We start from the raw sequence: 1,013 nt of genomic DNA on the forward strand, positions 1-1,013 counted from the left end.
ACAGAGCGGTGGATACGAAAGCAACAACATCTCTTTCCAGAGTGTGAGTATCAACACGTTACCTTGACGCTTCCTCACACGCTGTGGCCAATCTTTCGGGATAGTCGTTTTCTTCTCAATCATCTCTTTAGCTATGCAGCCAATATCTTTTTAGGGGGCTAAGCAACTTGATATCGATATCGGGGTGTTCTGTGCGCTTCACACCTATGGTAGAAAGCTGAATTGGAATGTGCACATCCATTTGTCTGTCACGCGCGGGGGCTTATGTAAGAGAACAGGCCTATGGAAGCCCATTTTCTTTAAATGTAGTGGCATAGTGAATTTGGTCACTTAGTTAGAGGTGATATCATCACCTCATAAGTTAACAGGTGACATTATGACAAAACGTAGTAAGCGCGTCATAAACCCCGCATTCTAATCGTCTAGCCCGAATAATAAGATCAAACCTCCAATCCAAAGGAGATTTGAAATGGCCAAACGACGCACTAACCAAGAATGGCGAATCTTGTTCGAACACTATGAATCCAGCCAGTTGTCACAACGATTATTCTGTGAACGTAACGGATTGAGCCTCTCCACTTTTTACGCTAAGCGCCAACAGTTAAAGCACATCGCAAAACCGAACACGGTTGGTTTTGTTAAAGCTGAAGTCGTCGAAAAGACGACGAAGTATCAAGCTCAAATAGCAACGGCTAACATGACACTGCTCGTCAATGATGTTGAGCTGAGTATTCCACAAGACACGCCAGCGGCCTATCTGGCAGAGCTTATCGGTGCGCTGTCATGAAACGCATGCTCAGTGCTCCAGAGATTTATCTGTATCGTGAAAGCGTCGATTTTAGAAAGTCCATCAACGGTCTGGCTGCGATTATTGAAAATGACACCAACTTACCTTTGGGAAGTGGTGCACTGTTCCTGTTCACCAACAAACAGTGCGACAAAATCAAAGTGTTGTACTGGGATCAAACAGGCTTCGCCCTCTGGTACAAACGCCTCGAAAAAGCCAAGTACAA

The 1,013-nt window shown here is 44.9% G+C and carries 2 protein-coding genes and 1 pseudogene; all 3 read left to right on the forward strand.

Annotated elements, in window-relative coordinates; all coding sequences use genetic code 11:
* Positions 1-304: pseudogene (locus tag A142_RS24310) on the forward strand (transposase); the annotation flags it as partial.
* Positions 305-469: 165 nt separating this feature from the next.
* Entirely contained in the window at positions 470-787 is a 318-nt protein-coding gene (gene tnpA / locus A142_RS10560; protein WP_019824574.1) for an IS66 family insertion sequence element accessory protein TnpA, read from the forward strand.
* Positions 784-1,013 (forward strand): IS66 family insertion sequence element accessory protein TnpB (gene tnpB / locus A142_RS10565; protein WP_019824575.1); only part of this gene is annotated, 230 nt, incomplete at its 3' end. The genes tnpA and tnpB, both read left to right, overlap by 4 nt.

This window comes from Vibrio splendidus 12E03 (genome assembly GCF_000272105.2).
Lineage (GTDB): Bacteria > Pseudomonadota > Gammaproteobacteria > Enterobacterales > Vibrionaceae > Vibrio > Vibrio splendidus_I.

Coding starts and splice junctions, on each gene's coding strand:
- tnpA (WP_019824574.1), top strand. CDS start 470: ATGGCCAAACGACGCACTAACCAAGAATGGCGAATCTTGTTCGAACAC.